The sequence below is a fragment of the Pseudomonas sp. PHC1 genome (assembly GCF_046487845.1).
In the GTDB taxonomy this organism is placed as follows: Bacteria; Pseudomonadota; Gammaproteobacteria; order Pseudomonadales; family Pseudomonadaceae; genus Aquipseudomonas; species Aquipseudomonas sputi.
Genome location: NZ_JBJXHJ010000008.1, coordinates 1 through 19,164 on the forward strand (window position 1 = coordinate 1; position 19,164 = coordinate 19,164).

The following is a 19,164-nucleotide window of genomic DNA, read 5'->3' on the forward strand; positions in this document are numbered from 1 at the left end:
CCCATCCTCGGCGAGCCAATGTATGTGCCCGGGCTCCAATCCTGCCGACCGTGCTTGCGTAACCACATCAGAACGGTTGTTTTGCCTTGAATCCCGTAGCGCTCCTGAGCCTCTTTATAACTCAGCTCGCCTCTTTCGACCTGATCCACGACCGACAATTTAAAAGTCAGCGTGTAGTCTCGCTGACTACGCCTTTTAGCCGTTTCCATTACGTCCTCCTGAAAATAGATCAGAAGGTGTAAACCTTATTCAGGACGGGACATACATCAGAATTAAGGAAAGAAAATGAAGGATCCCTTTATCAAAAACAACATTTCTGAATACACGGAGCGCGAGTTCGTTAGTTTTCTGGAAGAAATATTCAAAGAGGACCAGGCGCCTTCTGATACCCGCGCCGACTTGCTGGTTCGCCACTTCAACAAGATCGTCGGGCATCCGGAGAAGATGAACCTGATCTATCGTCCGCTGCCCGAGGCCGATGACTCAGCGGAAGGAATAACCCGAACCATTAAAGAATGGCGCATATCCCAAGGCCTGCCGGGATTCAAGCAAGAATGAGGGACACTCTGAGCGACTACACCAGGCAGGAACTCAAGGAGTTGATTTCTGATTACACAGAAGACGAGTTCATCCGCTTTCTACAACGCATCCAGGGGAACGAAGAAAGCGAAGAGGACGAAAACTCGCTCGTGCACCACTTCAATACGATCTGCGAGCACCCTGCTGGCTCCGACCTGATTTTCTACCCGGATGACGGTGCAGATGATTCTGCACAGGGAATCACAAGAACCCTGAAAGAATGGCGTTCATCGCAAGGCTTGCCAGGGTTCAAACCCGAATAACCTTCAGGTATACACCGGCCAGGTATCGACAATCTTGCCGCCGCGCACCGCCAGTAAATCACCAAACTGCAGCAACACCGCCTCGGTCTGGGTCGGTCGCAGGAACACCTGATCCTCCACCGTCAGCCCCACGGCATTCGAACCATTGACCATCTCCTGATTCGAACTGCGCCCGTAAACGCCATTGCTCTGCAGCCCCGGCGGCGATTCGAACTCGGCCATCCAGTTGCCGCCGTAAATGAAGAAGGTCTGGCGCTGGTTGGTGTCCCACCACGAAAACAGTTTCGACTTGTCGTCCAGCGCCGGGATGTTCACTGCTCCGGTGCTTTTCAATACCGGCGTGGCGATGTACGCGGCAGGCTCGTGTTCGACCAGCGACGGCAAGTCGTAATGAGTCGGCTTGAGCATCGCCGTGCCCACCGACACTTCACTGCTCAGATGTTCGTTTTCATGCATGCGATAACTCGGACTGCCGGCGGTGTTCAGGCACAAGCCGTCATGCCACAGCGCCGGGTATTGCTGCCGGGTGAAATCGACGCAGCGCTGATAAATCACCATCACCTTGGCGAACAGTTCCTCGGGCGAGCCGAGAATCCCCGGCACGCCCATGCCCACGAACGGGTCGTAGCCCATGAACCCGGCGAACTCCAGGTGCTGCGGATTGGCGGCGATCAGCGCGAGCATCTGCCCCAGCACGTTCAGATCGCTGACCCCGCCCCGGTGCAGGCCGACGTCCAGCTCGATGTTGATCCGCATCCGCGTGCCCAGTCCCTGGGCCAGCGCGAGGTATTGCTGCAGACGTTCGGGGTTGTCGATCAGCCATTGCAGCTGCTTCGCCGGGTCGAACGGGCCTTTGTGGGTCTGGTAGAAGATCTCGGCGGAACGCACCGGCAGCGGCTTGCCGAGCAGAATGTCCGACTGCGGGAACGTCACTGCATCGTGATTGAGAAACGGCTGATGAAACGACATCAGTCGCTGCGTCCCTGCCCGTTGGCCGATGTAGCTGAGCAACCCCGGCGACGGCAGCGATTTCTCCACCAGCCGCAACTGCTTGCCCGCGCGCTTGACCGAGCGCATCACCACGTCAATGTTGTGGTCGAGTCGATCCAGATCGATCAACAACACCGGACGCATCGGGCCTTTGGTCTTGAGCTCATTGTTCAGCGCCCGGAAATAGTCACTGTAAGGCCCGCCGCGATCCCCCGGCCGCAACCATGCCCCCACGCCCACCAGCAAAGCGCCGATACCCAACGTACCCAGCACGAAATGACGTCGATTGACCGCCATCAGCTCACCCCCAGAATCGACGACAGATGCCCGTTGAGAAACTTACCGCTCGGGTCCAGCGCCTGGCGTACCTGAATGAATTCCTGCCAGCGCGGATAGAGCGCTTGCAACGTACGTGCGTTGAGCGTGTGCAACTTGCCCCAGTGCGGGCGACCGTTGTACTTCCAGAAGATCGGCTCGACGGCGGCGAAGAAGTTGTGATGGTCCATCTGATAATGCTGGTGGACCGAGATCGAGCAACTGTCGCGGCCTTCGAACATGCTCAGCGGAATGTCGTCGGCCTTGACGTAGCGGTACTCGATGGGAAACCAGGTGCGCAGGTCCTTGTCGCGGATCAGCTTGAGAATCTCCCGCAGACACGCCGGGCCGTGTTCGGCGGGCACTGAATATTCCATCTCGTTGAAACGCACGGTGCGTACGTTGGCGTAGACGTCGAACGAGTCGCCGACCCGGTCATCGAAACTCGCCAGATGTCGCAGACTGTTGAGCAGCGAACTGCGCAGGCCCGGGAAATCGCTGCCGTACTTGTCGATCTTCTCGATCAGGGTCACGAACGCGTTGCCGCCCTCCTCTTCGGGCGGAATCGGCGGCGTGGGCGGGTCGGTGGTTTCGTTGAGGGCGATCGACAAGGCGTAGTCGGAATGGGTGACGACGAGCATTTCCCAGTGCTGGTTTTCGCTTGTGTTCTTGTCCAGGTCTTCGAGCAGCTCTTCGGTTTTGGCGATCCATTGGGTTTCCCGCAGGCGATAGGCCGGGCGGTTTTGCAGGCGGATTTTGGTGGCCACGCCCAGCGCACCGAGGGACACCCGAGCGGCGTTGAATACTTCAGGATGACGCTGGCTGTTGCAGTCCAGCACCTCGCCGCTGGCGGTCACCAGTTGCATCCCGCAGACATGGGCGGAATAGGACTGAAAAGTTTTGCCAGTGCCGTGGGTCGAGGTGGAGATGGCGCCGGCGAGGGTCTGGTAATCGATATCGGCCATGTTTTGCAGGGCCTGGCCGACGTCCTTGAGTGGCGTGCCCATACGTGACATAGGGGTGCCAGCGGCGAATTCCGCTTGCAGGGTTTTCGGGTCGTGATCGAGCAGACCGTTGAAGTAGCTCAACGACAGCAGCGTACCGTCGGTGGGCACCAGCGCGCTGAAGGAATGCGCCGAGCCGACCGGGCGAATCCTGCCCGGTGCCTGCTGAATGATCGTCGTCAACTCATCGAGATTCTTCGGCGCCACCCGCGCCGCCGGCAGGCAACTCTGCCCGCCCGACCAGTTGCGCCAGGGAATCAGCCGCGGCGCGCGCATCAGTTGGCCCAGCGCCGGATTGGCGGCCAGCGCGCTGAACGCGCCGACGATGCTTGCCCGTTGCAACAACTGCCGGCGTGTCAGATCTATCGGCATGCCAGGGTCCTTATTGTGGGAGCGGCTGATCGGCCATGAAGCCGATCAACCGAAGAAATTGTTCTTCCGAGCACTCGACGCACTGACCCATCGGCGGCATGCCGTTGTAGCCGTTGATGGCGTGGTCGAGCAGCGTGTCGGCGCCCTGCTGGATGCGCGGTTCCCAGGCCTTGCGGTCACCGGTCAGCGGCGCATTGGCGGCGGGGTTGGCGTGGCAGAGCTGGCAGCTGTTGGCATAGATCTGCGCCAGCGCCGGATCGGAGGGCATGGCGCTACGGGCGATGCCGGATGAGGTCGGGGGTTTGGCGTCTTCGCCGCAACCGGCCAGTGCAACGGCCAGCAACAGCAGCCAGGTAAATCGGGATGCCCGCATAAAGATCCTCGCGTGAGGTGCCGCTTATTGTTGTGATCACACCTTAAGGCAGCAACGCCAGCACGTTGAGGGCATTGCGGGACAGTGAGGGGGGCATACGGGGCCAGTCAGGGCTTATGCCTTGCGTGACATTCCCGTGACATTTGCGGGTTTAAATTTCAGTGAATTCAGGCGTATAACCTGTAAAGCCTTTTCAATCGGCCCGCCGACATCTTCTACGGGGTAGCGACATGACCACAGCAAACATCCTTGGCAACCTGTTCCCTTCTGTCAGCGACATCCCGGAAAAATACCGCCTCGACGGTCAGGTCGAGCAACGCGAATACCTGGTCGATGGCCAGTTGCGCCGCTGGGACGGCCCGCTCGCCACGGTGCGCAGCCCGGTTTATCTGCACGGCGACAATGGCGACGAACAAGTGATCCTCGGCAGCACGCCACTGCTGGACGCCGACACCGCCCTCACTGCCCTCGACGCCGCCGTCCGCGCCTACGACCGGGGCCAGGGCCTGTGGCCGACCCTGCGCGTGGCCGAGCGTATCCAGCACGTCGAAGCCTTCCTCGGGCGCATGCGCCAGCAGCGCGATGCCGTGGTGAAGCTGCTGATGTGGGAAATCGGCAAGAACCTCAAGGACTCGGAAAAGGAGTTCGACCGCACCTGCGACTACATCGTCGACACCATCAATGCGCTGAAGGAGCTCGACCGCCGCTCCAGCCGGTTTGAGCTGGAGCAGGACACCCTCGGCCAGATCCGCCGCGTCCCGCTCGGTGTAGCGCTGTGCATGGGTCCTTACAACTATCCGCTGAACGAAACCTTCACCACGCTGATCCCGGCGCTGATCATGGGCAACACCGTGGTGTTCAAACCGGCCAAGCTCGGCGTGCTGCTGATCCGCCCTTTGCTCGAAGCCTTCCGCGACAGCTTCCCCACCGGTGTGATCAACGTCATCTACGGCAGCGGCCGCGAGACGGTCAGTGCGCTGATGGCCAGCGGCAAGATCGACATCTTCGCCTTCATCGGCACCAACAAGGCCGCCAGCGACCTGAAGAAACTGCACCCGAAACCGCACCGTTTGCGCGCCGCACTGGGCCTGGATGCGAAGAACCCCGGCATCGTCCTGCCCGAGGTCGATCTGGACAACGCAGTCAGCGAATCGGTGACCGGTTCCCTTTCGTTCAACGGCCAGCGCTGCACCGCGTTGAAAATCCTGTTCGTGCATGAAGATGTGGTGGACAGCTTCATCGAGAAATTCAACGCCAAACTGGCCAGCCTCAAACCGGGCATGCCATGGGACAGCGGGGTTTCGCTGACGCCGCTGCCGGAATCGGGCAAGGTCGATTACCTGCACGGGCTGGTGGCTGACGCGCAAAGCAAAGGCGCCCAGGTGGTCAACCCGAATGGCGGCGAAGCGCGGGCCTCGTTCTTCTACCCGGCGGTGCTGTACCCGGTGACGCCGCAGATGCGCGTCTATCAGGAAGAGCAGTTCGGCCCGGTGGTGCCGATCGTGCCGTACCGTCACCTCGATACCGTGATCGACTACGTGCTGGAATCGGATTTCGGCCAGCAACTGAGCATCTTTGGCACCAACCCGGTCGCTGTCGGACGCCTGGTCGACACCTTCGCCAACCAGGTCGGGCGGATCAACCTCAACGCCCAGTGCCAGCGCGGCCCGGACACCTACCCGTTCAACGGTCGCAAGAACTCCGCCGAGGGCACGCTGTCGGTACACGATGCGTTGCGGGTGTTTTCGATCCGTACGCTGGTGGCGACCAAGTTTCAGGAACCCAACAAGGACCTGATCAGCGAAATCATTCGCGGACGCGATTCAAACTTCATCGCCACCGACTACATCTTCTGAGGAGGAAACACCGCTGAGCACTTTCAGCCCCCACCGCTGGCCGCCGCTGTTGCGGCGGATTCTGCGGCCGTTGCTCGATCCGTATCGACGTTATCGCCATGCACGAACGATTCACGCGGTGCGGGTCGCGCTGGGGTTGCTGGCGACGATCCTGCTGACCACCGGCATCAATCTGCCTCACGGCGAGTGGGCGTCAGTGACCATGCTGGTGGTGATCGGCGGTTTGCAGCACCACGGCAACATCGGCAAGAAAGCCGCCGAACGTGCCATCGGCACGTTGATCGGTGCCGGCGTCGGTCTGCTGCTGGTAGCGCAGCAGGCGTGGCTGGGCCTGCCGTGGCTGACCTATTTTGCGATGGCCGTGGTGTGCGGTTTCTTCTCGTATCACGCGATCGGCAAGGGCGGCTACACCGCCCTGCTCTCGGCCATCACCGTTTTCATCGTCGCCGGGCATGGCGACAACCCGATCACCGACGGGCTGTGGCGCGGGGTCGATATCCTGATCGGTATCGCCCTGGCCCTGGCCTTTTCCTTCGCCCTGCCGCTGTACGCGGTGTACTCGTGGCGCTACAACCTGGCCGACGCGCTGCGTGATTGCGCCACGGTGTACGGGCGGATCATCGGCGGCCAACCGGTGACGGCCGACGAACACTTGAAATTGATGAACCGGCTGAATGCGGTGATGGTGCAATTGCGCTCGTTGATGCCGTCGGTGTCCAAGGAAGTCAAAGTATCGATGACCGAACTGGACGCGATCCAGCGCAACCTGCGCATGTGCATCAGCACCCTGGAAATTCTCGGCAACATCCGCCCGGACGCCAACGATCCCGACGCCATGGCGCACCTGCAAGCGGCGCTCAAGGCCGAACACCGGCACATTCGCGTGCAATTGATCGGCATGGCCCGGGCGTTGAAATCCGGCGCATCCCAGCGGCTGGGACGCCCGGTGGAGTTGCCAGACGCCAGCCTCGATACACCGGTCTACAGCCCATTGGACGGCTACCGTTTGTTGACCCGGCAATTGGCGGCCAACATCGGCGAGATGCGCCAGCGTCTGGCGAAGACCGCGCCGCGCTGGAACATCTGACGTTTACTGCGCGGCCAGGCGCCGCGCCTTCAAGCCCCAACCCTGTTGCATGCCCGCAGCGGCCAATAGAATTGCCGCCACGCCGATCCATTGCAGGGTTTGCAGTTGATGACCGAAGGCAAACCAGTCGACGAATATCGCCGCGATTGGATAGATGAATGACAGTGCACCGGTCAATGCGGTCGGGAGTTTCTGAATCGCGCCATACAGCAGCACGTACATCAAACCGGTGTGGACGATGCCCAGCGTCACCAGGCTGGCCCAGGCACTCGGTGCCGCGGGCATCGCCGAAAAATGGGCGAACGGCGCGAGCAGCAACACACCGGTGCAGACCTGGATCAACGCAATCAGGTGCGGCGGCGTGCCGGTCAGGCGCTTGATGATCAACGCGGCGATGGCGTACAGAAACGCCGCCCCCAGCGCCAGCGCGATCCCCATCAGGTAATCATTGCCGCCCTCGCCCTGCCCGCCATGGGCACTGACGATGGCCAGCATCCCCATGAAAGAAATCGCCAGCCAGAACAGCTTCTGCAGGGTGATCTTCTCGCCCAGAAACAACGCCGCCAACCCTACCAGCATGAACGGCTGCACGTTGTACACCGCCGTGCCGATGGCAATCGAGGCCCGGGAATACGAGGCGAACAGCAACACCCAGTTGCCGACAATTGCCACCCCGCTGAGCACCGCCAACAGAAATGTTGTGCGGGTCAGTATGCCCGGGCGCAAAAAGCCGAACGCGGCGCAGATCAGCAACAAGGTGCCGGCGCCGAACACGCAGCGCCAGAACACCACGTCCAGTACCGGTTGCCCGGATACCAGCACAAACCAGCCGATCGTCCCGGATATCAGCATGGCGGCGGTCATTTCGAATGAGCCGCGACGGATTGTTTTGTCCATCATCTTTCTCCTTAATGTGTGGCAAAAGTATGCCAAGCGAGGCCGGGGCTTCTCCAGTGCAAAAAGCAGGCTAAACTCGGATTCTGCCTTTTTTATCAAGGGTGGTTTGCGGCATTCGCCTAATGCGGGAGTTTTGTATGACCGACGATATCGACCAGATCCTGATCGGGGCCTTGATGGAGGATTCGCGGCGCTCACTCAAGGCGCTGGCGCAAATCAGCGGGTTGTCATCGCCCAGCGTGGCCGAGCGCCTGCGGCGACTGGAGGAGCGCGGTGTGCTCAAGGGTTACACCGTGGAGGTTGACCCGAAATGCTTCGGTTATCAGTTGCAGGCGATTGTCCGGGTGCGGCCACTGCCGGGGCAGTTGCAGGAGGTCGAACGGCAGATCCTGGCGATTCCCGAGTTCACCGAGTGCGATAAGGTAACCGGCGAAGATTGCTTCATCGCCCGTCTGCATGTGCGTTCGATGGAACAGCTCGACACCCTGCTTGATAGGCTGAATACGCTGGCGGAAACCAATACCGCGATCGTCAAGAAGACCCCGGTGAAACGTCGATTGCCGCCAATGGCGTGAGCGGCGTAGATTGAGTGTTTTCCGGCGAAGGATTGGCGGTATGAAAATTCAGGCAATGATGCTGACGGTGTTGATGCTGGCCGGGTGCGGGACGGTGCAGACCGTGGCGTTCAGCGATAAGTCTTCCACCGACCAGTTGAAGGCTAAAAAATCCTACTGCGGCGCTGTACCGCGCATCTACAGCGGCGTGACGTACGACTTCTGCATGTTGCACGCCGAAAAGCCGGACGACGTCGATGCGTTCAACTACAAGAACGCAACACCGGGTCTGCTGGTCGATGCGGCCGTGTCGGGTGTGCTCGATACATTGCTGTTGCCCTACACGATCTACAAGCAACAGGCTGATGGCAGCCTCGTGATCAACTGATCGCCTGTACGAATTTTCACAGACAACAAAAAACCCGCTTTCGCGGGTTTCTTGTTTGTAGCGGTGTAGCGATCAGTCGTCGCGGCTCATGATGCCGAAGATCTGCAGCAGGCTGACGAACAGGTTGTAAATCGATACATACAGGCTGATGGTCGCCATAATGTAGTTGCGCTCGCCGCCGTGGATGATCGCGCTGGTCTGGAACAGGATGCAGACCGACGAGAACAGCACGAAACCTGCGCTGATCGCCAGTTGCAGGCCACTGATCTGGAAGAACAGGCTCGCCAGCGTCGCACCCAGCAGGACGAAGAAACCGGCGGTGATGAAGCCACCGAGGAAGCTCATGTCCTTACGGGTGATCAGCACGTAGGCCGACAGGCCACCGAACACCAGTGCGGTCATCGCGAACGCGGAGCTGACCACTTCAGCGCCGCCCTGCATGCCCAGGTAACGGTTGAGGATCGGGCCGAGCAGGAAACCCATGAAACCGGTCAGGGCAAACGCCGACACCAGGCCCCAGGCGGAATCACGGAGCTTGTTGGTGAGAAAGAACAGCCCGTAGAAACCGATCAGCACCACGAAAATGTTCGGGTAGCCGACCCGCATCTGCTGGGCCACGAACGCCATCACACCGCTGAATGCGAGGGTGAGCGCCAGTAGACCGTAAGTGTTGCGCAGGACGCGGCTAACCTCTAGCTGCTCAGCCTGCACGCTGTTGTGAACTGCGTAATCCTGTTCGCGCATGGCGACACTCCTGTTGGTTTGAAACGTTCAGTCGCAAAGATCATAACAGACGCTCTGTAACAAGCCATGCACAGAGTTTGACAGTGTGTTTCATTCAGGTATTATGGCGCCCGCAACGCAACGGAGGTGTGGCCGAGTGGTTTAAGGCAACGGTCTTGAAAACCGTCGACTGTAACAGGTCCATGAGTTCGAATCCCATCGCCTCCGCCATCTTAAGTACGACAAAGCCCTGATTATTCAGGGCTTTGTCGTTTCTGGCGTTCGGAAAAATCTTCGACCGCCAGGTTGTGTTCCATAACCAGCAGCTTTTCACTCCCTTCTCCGGCGTCCTGCCAAACATAAAACACTCTTCATGTAACACGGGCATTTATCAAGATGATCCTGGCCGTGTTGATGACACCTGACTGATAACTATCAGCCGAAAGCTGGCTCCTGCGAACGACTCCCCTGGCCGAAACCATTTCATCCCCGACGGCTGCTTTTAGACCGTAGCTGCTGCTCAATAATGGATAAGCGTGTCATCAAAAGGAACTAGCCCAGCACTGAAACGTCTGTTTGAATTACGGCATGATGCCGGCCAACAAAAAGGCCGATGGCGCAGCTGATAACAACACAAGAATGGAGTGCGCGATGAGCCAAACCGACCAACTTTTTTCCTATTGGTGGAATACATCAGGCCCTTGGGTAGAAGAACCCAACGTACGCAGGAGTGGCACGAGCGGAGTGCAGCGAGTGATGCATAACGGTGCCACTGTTTATGTTAAGCGCCAGACGGGTCATTTGTTTCGCAGCCTGAGATATCCTCTGGGGCGCCCCACTACCTTGCGCGAAGGCCGCGCGCTCACAAAGTTACTCCACCTTGGGGTCAACGCCCCTCAACCGGTTTACTACGGTGCGCAAAAAATCAAAGGGGTCTGGCACGGCATCTTGGTCACCAAGGACTTGAACGGTTTCCAGGATTTGGAATCGTGGTACAACCAAGGTGCAAAAAACCAATACACGCCCAAGCAACTGGACAATGTGCTTGAAATACTCGCGTCGTTGATGGCACGAATGCATCTCGGCCGCTGGCAGCATGGCTGCATGCGCTCAAAACATATTTTTATCAAAGTTCGCAATTCGTCGAGCGATCCCGAGTTCGAGCTTGCGCTGCTCGATCTCGAGAAGTCCCATGGGCGAATTAGCTCATTGCGGGCAGCTCGGCACGACATTTTGCAACTCAGGCGCCATTCCTATTGGAGCGAACCGGAGTGGCAACACTTTCTTCGTCATTATGAAAAGCACCTGGGTCGACCGGTAATCACCCAGGGCCGTTCTTAAGAGCCCAACGAAGACGGCAGGCCCTCACATCACATGAATGTCTGCATCGATCTGCCAGGTGAACCGGTGAATGCAGGGGGTGTGCCCGGCGTAACTACCCGGCCCCGCCCCACTCATTGAAGGCTCTACTCTACTGACCCAGCTACCATCCAGTTTTTCGAAAGCACAGGCCACGCCGGACCGGGATCGGAACGGCCGAGAACGATTCGGCGAACATTGACGACCCGCGCGGCGCCGGGTGGTGAGGCTGGAAGCCATCTTTTATACGACAAAGCCCTGATTATTCAGGGCTTTGTCGTTTCCGGGATCAGGCCTCGATTTCCAGCACTTATCGCTACACCGGTTTGACTGTTGCAGCCGGCGGCCTGGTGTCAGGACCGATCTTGAACCAGATCGAGTACATCGCGGGCAGGAACACCAGCGTCATGATGGTGCCGACGAGCGTGCCGCCAATCAAGGTATAGGCCAGCGTCCCCCAGAACACCGAGTGCGTCAGGGGAATAAACGCCAGGATTGCCGCCAGGGCCGTCAACAGTACCGGTCGCGCACGTTGCACCGTGGCTTCGACGACCGCGTGAAACGGATCAAGCCCTTCTTGCGCGTTGTGATGAATCTGACCGATCAGGATCAGCGTATTGCGCATCAGGATCCCCGACAGTGCAATCAACCCGACCAGCGCATTGATGCCAAACGGTTGATTGAAGATGAGCAGTGTCGGCACCACACCAATCAACCCTAGCGGCGAGGTAAGGAACACCATGATCATCGCCGAGATCGAACGAACCTGCACAATGATGATGACGAGGGTCATGGCAATCATGATCGGCAACAACGGCAGGATCGCCTTGCCGGCCTTGCCGGATTCTTCGATCGCACCCGCCTGCTCAATCCGGTAACCGGCAGGCAGCTTCTCGATGATCGGCTGCAATTGCTTCAGCAGCGCACTGGAAACATCCGGCGGTTGCAAATCCTCGGCAATGTCGCCGCGCACGGTGATGGTCGGGGTACGATCACGCCGGCGCAGGATCGGATCTTCCATGCGCACATCGACCTCGCCTATCTGCGACAACGGGATTCGCTGCCCCGAGGCACCGACCAAGGTGAAACCTTCGATTTGCTGCGGATCGAGCCGGATATCGCCCGCTGCCCGCCCCATGACCTGCACTGAACGAATATCTTCACGCACCGCCGTGATCGGTACTCCGCTGAGCAGGAACTGCAATTGCTGTGCAACCGCAGCCGATGTCAGCCCCACTGCCTGCAGACGGTCCTGATCCAGGTTGAAATGCAACGACGGCGTCAGCGGTCCCCAATCAGTGTTCACGGTTCTCATCATCGGGCTGTCCTGCATCACGCCCCGCACCTGCTCGGCAATCACGCGCAACTTCGCCGGATCAGGCCCCATCACCCGGTAAGCCACCGGAAATGGCGAATAAGGACCAAACACAATCTGCGATGCCCTGAGGCGCGCCTCCGGGACAAGCCCTTGAGCCACCGCGTCACGAAAACGCAACTTGAGGGTTTCCCGTGCTTCCTGACTGTCGGTCAGCACCACGATCTTGGCGAACGACGGATCGGGCAGTTCCGGCGCCATCGCCAGGAAGAAACGCGGCGCACCCTGACCGATATAGGCCGTGACGATTTTTGCCTCATCCTGCTGGCGCAGCCAGGCTTCGACCTTGGCGGCCGTGGCGCTGGTCTGCTCGATGGAGGTGCCGTAAGGCATTTGCACCTCGATCATGACTTCGGGACGGTCTGAGGTCGGGAAGAACTGTTTCTTCACCAGGCCCATGCCCGCCGCCGCCACGAAGAACAGGACAATAACCATGCCCGCAACCAGCCATTTGCGCGCGATGACCCGGGTCAGAATCCGACGGAAGCGGTTGTATCGCGGCGTGTTGTAGATCGCCGCGTGTCCACCCTCCACCGCCTTGATGTCCGGCAAGAGTTTCACGCCCAGATAAGGGGTGAACGCCACTGCGACGACCCACGAAGCGATGAGCGCGATGCCCACGATCCAGAACATGTTGCTGGTGTATTCGCCAGCCGTGGACTGAGCGAAACCGTTCGGTAAAAACCCGATCGCCGTCACCAGGGTTCCGGACAGCATCGGCGCCGCCGTGTGGCTCCAGGCATAGGCAGACGCCTTGATGCGATCGTAGCCCTCCTCCATTTTCACCACCATCATTTCAATGGCGATGATCGCGTCATCGACCAGCAGCCCGAGCGCCAGGATCAACGACCCCAGGGTAATACGGTCAAAGTTCTTGCCGGTGGCTGCCATCACCACAAACACGATCGCCAGGGTCAACGGCACGGCAGCGGCGACCACCACGCCGACACGCCAGCCCATGCTCAGAAAGCAGACGAGCATGACCACCAGCAGCGCGACAAAGAACTTGACCATGAACTCGCCAACGGCGGAGTCGATATTCACTGCCTGGTCGGTGACCTTGGATAGGCTCATGCCCAGGGGCATTTCCTCATTGATCCTGACGGTCTCGGCATCCAGCGCCTTGCCCAGATCAAGACCGTTCCAGCCCTCGCGCATCACTACGCCGAGCAACAGCGCCTCTTCGCCGTTATTGCGCACCAGAAAGGTGGCCGGGTCTTCATAGCCGCGTTCGACCGTCGCCACATCAGACAGCTTGAGTGTCCGCCCTTGCACGACCACAGGGGTGTCGCGGATTTTCTGCAGTTTGTCGAACGCACCATCGAGACGCAGAAAAACCTGTGGCCCGCTGGTGTCGATTGATCCGGCCGGGGTCAGTGCGTTCTGACTGTTCAGCGCGGCAAAGATGTCCTGCGGTGACAAGCCCAAGGTGGCCAACCGGTCATGCGAAAACGAAACAAATATCCGTTCGGCTTGCTCGCCGATGATATTGACCTTCTTTACCCCCGGCACATGCAACAGGCGCTGGCGCATGGACTCCGCATCGCGGACCAGCAAGCGCTGCGGCTCGCCTTTGGCTTTCAGGGCAAACAGCGCAAAGGTCACGTCCGAATATTCGTCGTTGACCATCGGCCCGATGACGCCGGCCGGCAACTTGATCGCTTCATCGTCGAGTTTTTTACGCGCCTGATAAAACTCTTCCTGCACTTGCGAAGGTGGCGTGCTATCGAGCAACGACACCATCGTGAAAGCGAGCCCTGGCCGGGTATAGGTTTCCGAGCGGTCGTACCATTTGAGTTCTTGCAGGCGTTTTTCCAGTGGCTCCGCGACCTGATCCTGCATCTCCTGTGCGGTCGCCCCCGGCCACGCCGTAATGACGGTCAGCTGCTTGACCGTAAATGGAGGATCTTCGGCACGCCCCAACTGAAAGAACGCCAGAATGCCGGCAACGGCGATCAGGAAAATCAGAAAGACCGTGATCGCGCGCTCGCGAACGGCAATGGCGGAAAGGTTGAATCGTCCTTCGCTCATGGACGACTCCCGGCAACGGTCGCCGCATCAGACACGGGGATTCTGACTGGCTCACCTTCGCGTAACAGATGAGCGCCCAGCGCCACAATCTGCTCGCCGACGCGAAGGTCGCCGGCCACTCGCGCCGAATCGTCGCTCAACCCCAGCACCCGAACCGGTCGCCAGGTCACGGTTGACGGTGTGCCGGCGATGACCCACACGCCAGGACCGCTGCCCGCGTCGTAAAGCGCGGCGATGGGCACTTGCAACGACGCTGCAGGTTTCGAGCCCTCGGCGATTCTGAGGGTGACTGTCGAACCTATCGGCGCATTGGCCAATGCGCCTTCCAGTACATAGCGCGCCTCGAACGTACGCGTCGTGCGGTCCGCCGAATCCGAAAGCAACCTCAGTTTCGCGGTAACAGCACCCGAGGCGTCACCATAGAGCGTGGCTTGCGCGGTGGATCCTGCTGCGGGACGCAAGGTCTCGGGCAAGTGCACGATGGCCTCACGCTGCCCTGCCCGCGCCAGTCGAACCACCGGTTGTCCGGGACTGACGACTTGTCCGGGTTCGGCAAGTGTTTCCACCACAACGCCATCGGCATCGGCGACCAGCACCGCATAACCGGAAGCGTTGCGGGCAACGTCCGCTTGCGCTTCAGCGGCGCTGAGTTGCGCCTTGGCTGTGTCTGCCGCGGCTTTGATCTGATCGTAGGCCGATGCGGAAATGGCGCCGGCGCTGACCAGGGTGCGATAGCGGGCTTCGTCATCGGCTGTCTGCCTGGCGCGGGCCCGGGCGGCGATGACCGACTCCTGCTGCGCGCGCGCCTGCAACCCCAAGTCGATGGGATCAAGCCGCATCAGCGGTTGACCGCGTTTAACAGTCTGCCCCGTGTCAACCAGACGCTCGAGCACCTTGCCCGATACGCGAAAACCCAGATCGCCCTGAATGCGCGCCGTCACCACCCCTGTGAAGGTGCGAGAACCGTCAGCCGCAGCCTGAACGGCGGTGAACCTGACCAGAGGCGCCTGTGTGCGCGGGTCTGCAACGGAGGAAGAATCACCGCACGCCGTCAGGGCGAGTGGCAACAGGCATACGGCAATGGGGAACATTCGGAGCCGGCGCATAGATTCTCTTACTAAAATAGGATGACGATCATATTCTCAGGCTTTGTGACCATTAGCGTCAATAGTCACACTTCACGAGATATTCCACGCTCCAGCCTTATTATTTATGCCTTGAACACCTTTTAATCTGAGAAACAAGATCAATCATCCTTAATTGACACAACGTGACCATTACGTAATATGGTCACTAAAATCTCGTTAAGGAACGCCGATGCCTCCCCTACGCCCGATTGCTTTTTTAGTGACCGCCAGCCTCATGACAGGTTGTGCGGTGGGTCCGGATTACCATCGTCCAGACGCCCCGCTTTCAGATCATTATCTGGGGCAGTCTGCTGTCGAATCGCGATCCGGTTCGACGCCGGACAGCCTTGCCGCTTGGTGGGAAAGCTTTAATGATCCGCTGCTGACCGGCCTCATCGACCAAGCCTTGCAGCAGAATCTGGATTTGGCACAGGCTTCGGCGCGCGTCACCCAGGCCAGGGCCGGCCTGGGCGCCGCCAATGCAGCACTGCTGCCCTCGGCGAACATCAGCGCACAGGCGGCACGCGCTTATCAGTCAGTCGAAACACCACTGGGCCAGGTGTTGAATTCAACACCGGGCTACGACCGTTCCGGCAATGCCTACGAGGCCAACCTCGAGGCGGGCTGGGAAGTCGATGTCTTTGGCGGACTGCGCCGCGGACGCGAGGCGGCACTGGCTGAGTACCAGGCCTCGGCGGCGGGTTTCACGGCGACAAGGTTGGCGATCGCTGCGCAAACGGCCGATATCTACATCACCCTGCGCGGATTACAGGCTCGGCTGGACATTGCCAACCGGCAAGTCGATACCCGGCGCACGTTGCTGGAAAAGGTCCGACTGCTTTACGGCAAGGGTCTGGCCGCGGAGTATCAGGTGCGCCAGGCCGAGGGTGAGTTGTCGCAAGTCGAGGCGACCGTTCCGCTACTGCAAAGCGGTCTGGAGGCGGCCATGAATGCGATGGACGTGCTGCTCGGCACGCCTCCCGGCACTCACCGCACGCAACTGGCACGTGAGGGCGAAATTCCCGATGTGCCGTCGCTGACTGCGCTGGGCACACCGGCAGATCTGCTGCGGCGCAGACCGGATCTGATCGTCGCCGAACGCCGTCTTGCGGCCTCCAACGCGCGCATCGGTGAAGCGATTGCCGAGTACTACCCGAAATTTTCCCTCAGCGCCTTGCTCGGCAGCGCGACTGCCGTCTCCGGCGGCAATCTTTTCACTGGCGGCGCGAGCCAGTCGAGCGGCGTCGTGGGCCTGCGCTGGCGGCTATTTGACTTCGGACGCATCAACGCCCGGATCGATCAAGCCAAAGGTCAGGAATCTGAAGCATTGGCCGCCTATCGCCAGTCGGTACTGCGCGCCACCGAAGATGTCGAGAACGCGCTGTCCTCACTGGTGAATCGGCGAACCCAGACCACCACCCTGACCGGCGGCGAAGCGGCGCTGACTCAAGCTCGCCAGTCCTCGTTCACCGCCTATGAAAAAGGCACCGCCAGCCTGATCGATGTCCTGCACGCCGACGAAACACTGCTGCAGGCCTCCGACGCCAGAGCGCAGGCGCGGACGGAATCGGCCCGTGCGGCGGTGGCGGTATTCAAATCGCTCGGTGGAGGATGGCAACCCGTTGAGCCGGGGTCTGTAGCGGCGCGCTGAGCAGCAACCTCAAAACGCTTCAAGAGCCGGGAGACACGTGCACTCCCGGCCCGCATTTGGCTTGGCAGCGCTCAACTAGAAGCGATAACTGACAGAAGTACCGAACCCGCTGGCACTGTTCTTGTACTTGGCACTGTAGGCACCCCTCGATGCCGAGGTGTCGTTGACCTCCACGCGTTCCTCCCAGAGATAGGAATACGCGAGATCGATCGTGACATTGTCCACGGGCGTCCAGCCGGCGCCGATGCTGACAACCTTACGGTCGCCCGTCGGAATGCGCGGCCCCCGATTGGTGTTGTTGGCGGGTGACTGATCGACCGAAAACCCGCCACGCAGCACCCATTGGTTATTCAATTGATAGGCTGCACCGATCGCGTGTGCCCAGGTGTCATGCCAGTTCTGCTCTTCGCTGATCGTCCCCAATTGCCCGCTCAGCAACGGCGGCAAGCCGCTGTTCTCAATCGTCAGTTCCTTGAAGCGGCTCCAGCGCGTCCAGGTACTGCCCACATAGAGAGTCCAGTCGTCGTTGAATTGATGCGTCAGCGAAAAGTCCACCGACTCCGGCGTGTCCACATCCAGCGATGCGTCATAGCTACGGCCGCTGACGCCCAGCACGCTGAAGATGCCATCGGTGACCTTGGTTTTGGCGTCCAGGTGATAACTGACTTTGGAGTGATACGTCAGGCCGAGGCGGGTCTGATCGGTCGCCTGCACCAGCACGCCAGCATTGAAGCCCAGTGCGGTGTCATCGCCGGTGCTTTTGAGTTTGCCATCATTGCGCCCGGGGCTGAGTGGGTTGGGCACCATGCCCGATATCTCTCCGCCGATACGATTGATGGTCGGCCCGAATCCGATCGACACCTTTTCGTTAAAGGCGTAGCTGATGGTCGGCTGGAAGGTCAGCGTGGTGACTTCACTTTTGTTGGCGTAATAGCGTCCGGCAAAACCACTGCCGTAGTCGGTGATCAGCCCGAAAGGCACATAAAACCCGACGCCGAATGCCCAATGCTCATCGATCGGTTTCACGTAATACCCCATGGCTACTGTGGTGGTGGGCACCATGTCGCCGTCTTCCTTCCCCCCAAACGTACTGCGTGTCTGGCTGATGTCCGACTTGGCGAACAGCGTCGCCGCCCCCACGCTCACCTGCTCTTGTTTAAGCCGCGCCATGCCCGCCGGGTTGCCGTAGATCGTACTGGCGTCTTCGGCAGATGAAGATCGACCGGCAAAACCGGAACCCATCCCGCTGATGCTTTGTTCGTTGAGGGCAAAGCCACCGGCCAACACGTTGGAAGACACCAGCGCAACGGCCAGGCCGACAGGATTCTTGAGCATTATTTTTTTCATTATCTGGGACTCTATGGGGATCACTGAAAAACAACATCGAGAACGACAGCGAAGCCATACTATCCAAGTGACCATTTCAGTCAATGGTCACATAAAGCAAAATTGAACGCTGCTCCGGCATACATGTGCGGGAACAGGAAATCTGATTGGGAAGGATGTCGCGCTGTGGCCCAGCTCACCTGAACAGGTGAGCTGGGTTGGGTCAGGGCATCAGGCTACGCAGAATGAGGTTGGAAGTCAGCGTGGGCGCGACCTCGATAAAATCCAGATTGTGCTGCAACAGCAACGGGTTGACGAAGGGCCGCAGGGCCAGATGAATCGCCTCGACGGTCTCGTCCAGCGGAGTCTTGCGCTCGAACTCTCCTAGCTCCCGCCCTTCACGCACGATGTCGAAGATAAAGCGCTTGATCTGGTCTTCATACATCTGGGCACTGGGCCAGCGCTCCCCGGCGGAAAATGCAGCGATGTCGTAGAGCTTGCGATCATTGAAGAACAGGTCCACCCCCGTTGCTATCACGGTTTTCACCAGTCGGCGGAACCGCTCGGTCGGCGAAATCGCCTCTGCGTTAACAGCCTGTTCTACCGCTGCAACGATTTGGCCCAGACAGTTTGAGCAGATCGCTTCACCGATCGCTTGTTTGGAATCAAAGAACTTATAGATGTACGCCTTGGAAAAACCGATGGCCCTGGCCAGATCGGAAACCGTGGTTTTGCCATAGCCGTATTGGCTGAAGTGTTCATTGGCTGCCGCGACAATCTGATCACGAATCTCGTGATCGACTGGGCCACGAGGGCCGGGCGAAGATAGGGATGGCTGGTTCATGGGCGTAGCTTACTCACCCTGTCGAGGACTTACAAATCGTGACCAACAGA

The 19,164-nt window shown here is 59.5% G+C and carries 17 protein-coding genes, 1 tRNA gene and 1 pseudogene; 9 read left to right on the forward strand and 10 right to left on the reverse strand.

The annotated features are described in order from the left end of the window. Nucleotides 1-209 (reverse strand): annotated as a pseudogene (locus ACKJSM_RS13365) (IS3 family transposase); the annotation flags it as partial. A gap of 76 nt (nucleotides 210-285) precedes the next feature. Here ACKJSM_RS13365 and ACKJSM_RS13370 point away from each other — a divergent pair. After that, the gene (locus ACKJSM_RS13370; protein WP_192560763.1) at nucleotides 286-558 is read left to right on the forward strand and encodes a bacteriocin immunity protein; all 273 of its coding nucleotides are present in this window, start codon (nucleotides 286-288) and stop codon (nucleotides 556-558) included. Next, nucleotides 555-842: a bacteriocin immunity protein gene (locus ACKJSM_RS13375; protein WP_410237810.1), complete on the forward strand. Its 288-nt coding sequence runs from the start codon at nucleotides 555-557 to the stop codon at nucleotides 840-842. The genes ACKJSM_RS13370 and ACKJSM_RS13375 overlap by 4 nt, the downstream gene beginning before the upstream one ends. 3 nt (nucleotides 843-845) lie before the next feature. Here ACKJSM_RS13375 and ACKJSM_RS13380 read toward each other — a convergent pair whose 3' ends face one another. The 3 genes from ACKJSM_RS13380 to ACKJSM_RS13390 all read right to left on the reverse strand — a co-directional run bounded on the left by ACKJSM_RS13380 (nucleotide 846) and on the right by ACKJSM_RS13390 (nucleotide 3,896). Next, nucleotides 846-2,054 carry a DSD1 family PLP-dependent enzyme gene (locus tag ACKJSM_RS13380; RefSeq protein ID WP_410238022.1) on the reverse strand — a complete coding sequence of 403 codons (1,209 nt, stop codon included), beginning with the start codon at nucleotides 2,052-2,054 and terminating at the stop codon, nucleotides 846-848. A gap of 74 nt (nucleotides 2,055-2,128) precedes the next feature. After that, the gene (locus ACKJSM_RS13385; protein ID WP_410238023.1) at nucleotides 2,129-3,457 is read right to left on the reverse strand and encodes a D-arabinono-1,4-lactone oxidase; all 1,329 of its coding nucleotides are present in this window, start codon (nucleotides 3,455-3,457) and stop codon (nucleotides 2,129-2,131) included. 76 nt (nucleotides 3,458-3,533) lie between these two features. After that, nucleotides 3,534-3,896: a c-type cytochrome gene (locus tag ACKJSM_RS13390; protein WP_410237812.1), complete on the reverse strand. Its 363-nt coding sequence runs from the start codon at nucleotides 3,894-3,896 to the stop codon at nucleotides 3,534-3,536. Nucleotides 3,897-4,126: 230 nt separating this feature from the next. Between ACKJSM_RS13390 and ACKJSM_RS13395 the strand changes: the two genes are divergently transcribed. Together ACKJSM_RS13395 and ACKJSM_RS13400 are read left to right on the forward strand one after the other, a co-directional pair. Beyond that, the gene (locus ACKJSM_RS13395; RefSeq protein ID WP_410237813.1) at nucleotides 4,127-5,752 is read left to right on the forward strand and encodes an NADP-dependent glyceraldehyde-3-phosphate dehydrogenase; all 1,626 of its coding nucleotides are present in this window, start codon (nucleotides 4,127-4,129) and stop codon (nucleotides 5,750-5,752) included. A gap of 46 nt (nucleotides 5,753-5,798) precedes the next feature. Next, nucleotides 5,799-6,839, forward strand: a complete 1,041-nt coding sequence (locus ACKJSM_RS13400; RefSeq protein ID WP_236182619.1) for an FUSC family protein — start codon at nucleotides 5,799-5,801, stop codon at nucleotides 6,837-6,839. Nucleotides 6,840-6,842: 3 nt separating this feature from the next. Here the strand turns inward: ACKJSM_RS13400 and ACKJSM_RS13405 are convergent, their stop codons facing one another. Then, nucleotides 6,843-7,736: a DMT family transporter gene (locus ACKJSM_RS13405; protein WP_236182606.1), complete on the reverse strand. Its 894-nt coding sequence runs from the start codon at nucleotides 7,734-7,736 to the stop codon at nucleotides 6,843-6,845. Nucleotides 7,737-7,873: 137 nt separating this feature from the next. On the opposite strand from ACKJSM_RS13405, the gene ACKJSM_RS13410 reads away from it, so the two are divergent. Together ACKJSM_RS13410 and ACKJSM_RS13415 are read left to right on the forward strand one after the other, a co-directional pair. Continuing rightward, nucleotides 7,874-8,311, forward strand: coding sequence for an Lrp/AsnC family transcriptional regulator (locus ACKJSM_RS13410; RefSeq protein WP_236182605.1), 438 nt, complete (start codon nucleotides 7,874-7,876; stop codon nucleotides 8,309-8,311). Between the two features lie 40 nt (nucleotides 8,312-8,351). Next, nucleotides 8,352-8,678, forward strand: coding sequence for a YceK/YidQ family lipoprotein (locus ACKJSM_RS13415; RefSeq protein WP_236182604.1), 327 nt, complete (start codon nucleotides 8,352-8,354; stop codon nucleotides 8,676-8,678). A 72-nt stretch (nucleotides 8,679-8,750) separates the two neighbouring features. On the opposite strand, the gene ACKJSM_RS13420 is transcribed toward ACKJSM_RS13415, so the two are convergent. Then, complete coding sequence (locus ACKJSM_RS13420) at nucleotides 8,751-9,422, reverse strand: Bax inhibitor-1/YccA family protein (protein WP_095135472.1); 672 nt, start codon at nucleotides 9,420-9,422, stop codon at nucleotides 8,751-8,753. A 122-nt stretch (nucleotides 9,423-9,544) separates the two neighbouring features. Between ACKJSM_RS13420 and ACKJSM_RS13425 the strand changes: the two genes are divergently transcribed. Then, a tRNA-Ser gene (locus ACKJSM_RS13425) sits at nucleotides 9,545-9,632 on the forward strand. A 420-nt stretch (nucleotides 9,633-10,052) separates the two neighbouring features. Then, nucleotides 10,053-10,742 carry a lipopolysaccharide kinase InaA family protein gene (locus ACKJSM_RS13430; RefSeq protein ID WP_410237815.1) on the forward strand — a complete coding sequence of 230 codons (690 nt, stop codon included), beginning with the start codon at nucleotides 10,053-10,055 and terminating at the stop codon, nucleotides 10,740-10,742. 334 nt (nucleotides 10,743-11,076) lie between these two features. On the opposite strand, the gene ACKJSM_RS13435 is transcribed toward ACKJSM_RS13430, so the two are convergent. Together ACKJSM_RS13435 and ACKJSM_RS13440 are read right to left on the reverse strand one after the other, a co-directional pair. Then, complete coding sequence (locus ACKJSM_RS13435; RefSeq protein WP_410237817.1) at nucleotides 11,077-14,166, reverse strand: efflux RND transporter permease subunit; 3,090 nt, start codon at nucleotides 14,164-14,166, stop codon at nucleotides 11,077-11,079. After that, complete coding sequence (locus tag ACKJSM_RS13440; RefSeq protein WP_410237818.1) at nucleotides 14,163-15,272, reverse strand: efflux RND transporter periplasmic adaptor subunit; 1,110 nt, start codon at nucleotides 15,270-15,272, stop codon at nucleotides 14,163-14,165. Before ACKJSM_RS13440 ends, ACKJSM_RS13435 begins: the two co-directional genes overlap by 4 nt. 211 nt (nucleotides 15,273-15,483) lie before the next feature. Between ACKJSM_RS13440 and ACKJSM_RS13445 the strand changes: the two genes are divergently transcribed. Further along, complete coding sequence (locus tag ACKJSM_RS13445) at nucleotides 15,484-16,944, forward strand: efflux transporter outer membrane subunit (RefSeq protein WP_410237819.1); 1,461 nt, start codon at nucleotides 15,484-15,486, stop codon at nucleotides 16,942-16,944. A gap of 75 nt (nucleotides 16,945-17,019) precedes the next feature. Here the strand turns inward: ACKJSM_RS13445 and ACKJSM_RS13450 are convergent, their stop codons facing one another. Both ACKJSM_RS13450 and ACKJSM_RS13455 read right to left on the reverse strand, forming a co-directional pair. Further along, a complete protein-coding gene (locus ACKJSM_RS13450) occupies nucleotides 17,020-18,291 on the reverse strand; it encodes an OmpP1/FadL family transporter (RefSeq protein WP_410237820.1) in 1,272 nt (423 codons plus the stop codon). 202 nt (nucleotides 18,292-18,493) lie between these two features. Next, nucleotides 18,494-19,114, reverse strand: a complete 621-nt coding sequence (locus ACKJSM_RS13455) for a TetR/AcrR family transcriptional regulator (RefSeq protein WP_236182598.1) — start codon at nucleotides 19,112-19,114, stop codon at nucleotides 18,494-18,496. Nucleotides 19,115-19,164 lie beyond the last annotated feature (50 nt).

Coding starts and splice junctions, on each gene's coding strand:
- ACKJSM_RS13375 (WP_410237810.1), top strand. CDS start 555: ATGAGGGACACTCTGAGCGACTACACCAGGCAGGAACTCAAGGAGTTG.
- ACKJSM_RS13390 (WP_410237812.1), bottom strand. CDS start 3,896: ATGCGGGCATCCCGATTTACCTGGCTGCTGTTGCTGGCCGTTGCACTG.
- ACKJSM_RS13410 (WP_236182605.1), top strand. CDS start 7,874: ATGACCGACGATATCGACCAGATCCTGATCGGGGCCTTGATGGAGGAT.
- ACKJSM_RS13415 (WP_236182604.1), top strand. CDS start 8,352: ATGAAAATTCAGGCAATGATGCTGACGGTGTTGATGCTGGCCGGGTGC.
- ACKJSM_RS13405 (WP_236182606.1), bottom strand. CDS start 7,736: ATGGACAAAACAATCCGTCGCGGCTCATTCGAAATGACCGCCGCCATG.
- ACKJSM_RS13455 (WP_236182598.1), bottom strand. CDS start 19,114: ATGAACCAGCCATCCCTATCTTCGCCCGGCCCTCGTGGCCCAGTCGAT.
- ACKJSM_RS13435 (WP_410237817.1), bottom strand. CDS start 14,166: ATGAGCGAAGGACGATTCAACCTTTCCGCCATTGCCGTTCGCGAGCGC.
- ACKJSM_RS13450 (WP_410237820.1), bottom strand. CDS start 18,291: ATGAAAAAAATAATGCTCAAGAATCCTGTCGGCCTGGCCGTTGCGCTG.
- ACKJSM_RS13430 (WP_410237815.1), top strand. CDS start 10,053: ATGAGCCAAACCGACCAACTTTTTTCCTATTGGTGGAATACATCAGGC.
- ACKJSM_RS13420 (WP_095135472.1), bottom strand. CDS start 9,422: ATGCGCGAACAGGATTACGCAGTTCACAACAGCGTGCAGGCTGAGCAG.
- ACKJSM_RS13370 (WP_192560763.1), top strand. CDS start 286: ATGAAGGATCCCTTTATCAAAAACAACATTTCTGAATACACGGAGCGC.
- ACKJSM_RS13395 (WP_410237813.1), top strand. CDS start 4,127: ATGACCACAGCAAACATCCTTGGCAACCTGTTCCCTTCTGTCAGCGAC.
- ACKJSM_RS13445 (WP_410237819.1), top strand. CDS start 15,484: ATGCCTCCCCTACGCCCGATTGCTTTTTTAGTGACCGCCAGCCTCATG.
- ACKJSM_RS13440 (WP_410237818.1), bottom strand. CDS start 15,272: ATGCGCCGGCTCCGAATGTTCCCCATTGCCGTATGCCTGTTGCCACTC.